Source organism: Streptomyces sp. W16, assembly GCF_033194735.1.
Lineage (GTDB): Bacteria > Actinomycetota > Actinomycetes > Streptomycetales > Streptomycetaceae > Streptomyces.
Window position 1 is genome coordinate 1 of record NZ_JAWOAI010000673.1, and the last position, 4,499, is coordinate 4,499.

The following is a 4,499-nucleotide window of genomic DNA, read 5'->3' on the forward strand; positions in this document are numbered from 1 at the left end:
CGGCCCGCTGTACCGGGGCGGTCCGGTCGACCTCGCCGAACTGATCGCGGCCTGGCACGGCGACCGTACCGTCGACGGCTTCCACCTCACGCCCGTCGAACCCCGCCGCGACCTGGAACGGCTGGTCAACGGCACGGTCGCGCTGCTCCAACACCGGGGCCTGTTCCGCACGTTCTACCCGGGCAGCACGCTCCGCGAGCACCTGGGCCTGGCCCGGCCCGCCAACCAGTACGCCGTGACCGGGGGAGCGTCATGACCGTACGCTCGCGCACTTCTCGTAGAGAGATCCATCTGGCCGCGCACTTCCCCGGCGTCAACAGCACCACCGTGTGGGCCGATCCGCGGTCGAAGTCCCAGATCGCCTTCTCGTCCTTCGAGCACCTCGCCCGCACCGCCGAACGCGGACTCTTCGACTTCTTCTTCCTCGCCGAGGGGCTGCGGCTGCGCGAACACAAGGGCCGTATCCACGACTTGGACGTGGTGGGCCGGCCGGAGTCCCTCACGGTCCTGAACGCGCTCGCCGCCGTCACTGAACGGATCGGGCTGGCCGCCACGGTCAACGCCACCTTCAACGAGCCCTACGAACTCGCCCGCAGACTCGCCACGTTGGACCACCTCAGCGGTGGCCGGGCCGCCTGGAACGTGGTGACCTCCTCGGACGCCTTCACCGGCGAGAACTTCCGGCGCGGGGGATACCTCGACCGCGCGGACCGCTACACGCGGGCGGCCGAATTCGTCGCCGTGGCAAGGGAGTTGTGGGACTCCTGGACCCCCGACGGGATCTCTCGCCCCTTCGCCCACCGAGGTCAACACTTCGACATCGCGGGCGAGTTCACCGTGCCGCGCTCACCGCAGGGCCACCCGGTCGTCATCCAGGCCGGGGACTCGGGGGAGGGGCGGGAGTTCGCGGCCCGGTCGGCCGACGTCATCTTCACGAGGCACGGCACGCTGGAGGACGGCCGCGCCTTCTACGCCGATGTGAAGGGACGCCTCGCGAAGTACGGCCGTAGCGCGGACGACCTCAGGATCATGCCCGGTGTCACCGTCGTCCTCGGCGACACGGCGGCCGAGGCGCAGGAGCGGGCCGCCGAGATCCGGCGTCAGCAGGTCTCCCCGCAGAACGCGATCCTCGCCGTGGAGCAGATCTGGGGCACGGACCTCTCCTCCTACGACCCCGACGGCCCGTTCCCCGACTTCGACCCGGTGCCGGACCCGGCGCTCACCCAGGGGCGGACCCGGCGGGGCGACAGCGTCGCGACGGCCGAGAAGTGGCGGGCGCTGTCACGGCAGAAGGGACTGTCCATCCGGCAGACCGTGATCGAGGCGAGCGGCCGGCAGTCCTTCATCGGCACCCCGGAGGCGGTCGCCGCCGAACTGGAGACGTTCGTACGGCAGGACGCCGCCGACGGCTTCATCCTCGTACCGCATCTCACGCCGGGCGGGCTCGACGAGTTCGTGGACCGGGTGGTGCCGCTGCTCCAGGAACGCGGCGCGTTCCGCACGGAATACCGGGGCGCCACCCTGCGCTCACATCTCGGGCTCGCCGACCCGGCAGGGAAGGGGTGACCGCAAGACGACAGGACTGAGCGCACGACGATGGAGCTGACGGCATGACCTCGGACGCGGCCGGCGAATGGAAACGGTGGCACGAGCACCGCACGGAAACGGTGTCGGCCCCCTACGGACCCCTCGCCCTGACCGGCACGCACTGGCTGGAGGACCATCCGGACGGGCGCCTTCCGGGCATCCCCGGGGTGTGGCTCCTCGACGGTGACGCGGTCGTCCTCACCGCGCCGGCGGACGAACGGACGGGACTGACCGTCGACGGGGCACCCTTCACCGGCGAGCTCCGCCTCGGCGCCGACACCGGCCCGGTGGGCACGGCCCGCGTCGCCGTCGGCGGGCGCCGCCTGGTCGTCGTGATCCGCGAGGGCAACTGGGGCGTGCGCGATTACGACCCCGGCTCGGCGGCGCGCCACGCGTTCCGGGGCATCGAGGCCACGCCCTACGATCCGCGCTTCTCGGTGCCGGGGCGCTTCACGCCGTACGACACGAAACGCACCGTACGTGTCCCCGCCGTGGACGGTGTCGAACGCGGGCTCGCGCTCGCGGGCGAACTCGCCTTCCGGCTGGACGGGCGGGAGTCGACGCTCCAGGTTGCCGTGCAGGCGGACGGCAGGCTGTGGGCGGTGTTCGCCGACTCCACGAGCGGGGACAGCAGTTACCGGTTCCGGTTCCTGTATCCGGACGCGCCCGATGCCGAGGGGCGCACGACGGTCGACCTCAACCGGGCGGTGCTCCCGCCGTGCGCGTTCGCCGACCATTTCATCTGCCCTTTCCCGCCGCCGGGGAATACGCTGGGCGTCGCGATCGAGGCGGGGGAGCGCACCCTTCGGTAGGCAGGGCCTTGACCTGCGGTTGGCGGGGTTTCGGCCCACTGCGTTCGGGAGATCAACTCGCGTAGATCGTGGGCCAGTTGAAGGCCGTACGGCCGAAAGGCGCCCTTGCGCCCATCGGTCGGGCGGCCGAATACTCCCCCACAGCGCTTGTCAGGGGCACGACGTATTCGAAAACCGGACGCCCGACCCTGACTGCGCCTCACGGGCCCCGACCCCACGCGGGCCCCCGAATTCCCCTAGGAGGGAACGAAACGTGAGGATCAAGCGCACCACCCCCCGCAGCGGAATCGCGAGACGGACCGGGCTGATCGCCGTGGCCACCGGATTCGTCGCCGCTGCAGCGTTCGCCGTCCCCACCGCGAACGCGAGCGAAGCCCAGACGTTCAGCGCGACCCAGCTCTCCGCGGCCAACTCGTCCGTGCTCAAGGCTGATATCCCGGGCACCGCCTGGGCGGTCGACAGCAAGACGAACCGTGTCGTCGTCACCGTCGACAGCACGGTCTCCCAGGCCGAGATCGCGAAGATCAAGTCGCAGGCGGGCAGCTCCGCCGGCGCGCTCACCATCAAGCACACGACCGGTCAGTTCAAGAAGCTGATCACCGGCGGCGACGCCATCTACGGTGGCGCGTACCGCTGCTCGCTCGGCTTCAACGTGCACAGCGGGAGCACGTACTACTTCCTGACAGCCGGCCACTGCGGTGAGGTCGCCTCCACCTGGTACTCCAACTCGGGGCACACCACGACGCTGGGCACGAACGTGGGCTACAGCTTCCCGACCAACGACTTCGCGCTGGTCAAGTACACCAACACCTCGATCGCCCACCCGAGCGCGGTCGGCAGCCAGACCATCTCCAGTGCGGCCACCCCGTCCGTGGGCACGACCGTCTACCGTCGTGGCTCCACCACCGGCACGCACAGCGGCCGGGTCACCGCTCTGAACACCACCGTCAACTACGGCAGCGGCGACATCGTGTACCAGATGATCCAGACCACCGTCTGCGCCGAGGGCGGAGACAGCGGCGGTCCCCTGTACGCGGGCACCGTGGCCTACGGTCTGACCTCGGGCGGCAGCGGCGACTGCACCTCCGGCGGCACGACCTTCTTCCAGCCGGTCACCGAGGCGCTGAGCTACTACGGCGTGAGCGTCGGCTGACGTCCGCCTGAATCTCCTCCGCTCCGGACTGCAGCCGGCAGCGGGTGAGCCCCCGTACGCAACTGGCGTGCGGGGGCTCGCTCTTGTGCGTCGCCCGGAGTTACCGTCGTGGTATCGAAGAAGGCACCTGATGCGCCACGTCGGACCCTGGGGGGCCGTGATGGTCGAGGAGCTGGTGACGGCGGGAGTGACACTCGCGTCCGTCGGAGTGGTGTACGCGATGGCGGCTGCGCGGGTCGTCAAACAGTACGAACGGGGTGTGGTGTTCCGGCTCGGCAGGCTGCGGCCCGAAGTGCGCGGGGCCGGCTTCACGATGGTCGTCCCGTTCGTGGACAAGCTCCGCAAGGTCAACATGCAGATCGTGACGATGCCCGTGCCCGCGCAGGAGGGCATCACCCGGGACAACGTGACCGTGCGCGTGGACGCCGTCGTCTACTTCAAGGTCGTCGACGCGGCGGACGCGTTGGTACAGGTCGAGGACTACCGGTTCGCCGTCTCGCAGATGGCGCAGACCTCGCTGCGGTCGATCATCGGCAAGAGCGACCTCGACGACCTGCTCTCCAACCGCGAAAAGCTCAACCAGGGCCTGGAGTTGATGATCGACAGCCCGTCTGTCGGCTGGGGTGTGCAGATCGACCGGGTCGAGATCAAGGATGTCTCCCTGCCGGAGACGATGAAGCGGTCGATGGCCCGGCAGGCCGAGGCCGACCGCGAACGCCGGGCCCGGATCATCAACGCGGACGCCGAGTTGCAGGCCTCGAAGAAACTCGCCGAGGCCGCCGGGGTGATGTCCGAACAGCCCGCCGCGCTCCAACTGCGGCTGCTGCAAACGGTGGTGGCGGTCGCCGCCGAGAAGAACTCGACGCTGGTGCTGCCCTTCCCGGTGGAGCTGCTGCGCTTCCTGGAGCGAGCGGCCCCGGCTCCGGCCGCGCCTGCCGCGCCGACAG

Annotated in this window: 4 protein-coding genes and 1 pseudogene; all 5 read left to right on the plus strand. The window is 70.0% G+C overall.

The genetic code is table 11. The features are described from left to right. Nucleotides 1-256, plus strand: a pseudogene (locus R6V09_RS46785) (LLM class flavin-dependent oxidoreductase); the annotation flags it as partial. Then, the gene (locus R6V09_RS46790; protein ID WP_317887554.1) at nt 253-1,566 is read left to right on the plus strand and encodes an NtaA/DmoA family FMN-dependent monooxygenase; all 1,314 of its coding nucleotides are present in this window, start codon (nt 253-255) and stop codon (nt 1,564-1,566) included. The pseudogene R6V09_RS46785 and the gene R6V09_RS46790, both read left to right, overlap by 4 nt. 44 nt (nt 1,567-1,610) lie before the next feature. Continuing rightward, nucleotides 1,611-2,399: a DUF1684 domain-containing protein gene (locus R6V09_RS46795; RefSeq protein ID WP_317887555.1), complete on the plus strand. Its 789-nt coding sequence runs from the start codon at nt 1,611-1,613 to the stop codon at nt 2,397-2,399. Nucleotides 2,400-2,652: 253 nt separating this feature from the next. Next, the gene (locus tag R6V09_RS46800) at nt 2,653-3,552 is read left to right on the plus strand and encodes a S1 family peptidase (protein ID WP_317887556.1); all 900 of its coding nucleotides are present in this window, start codon (nt 2,653-2,655) and stop codon (nt 3,550-3,552) included. A 160-nt stretch (nt 3,553-3,712) separates the two neighbouring features. Further along, on the plus strand, nt 3,713-4,499 hold a 787-nt coding region (locus tag R6V09_RS46805), incomplete at its 3' end, for a slipin family protein (protein WP_317887557.1).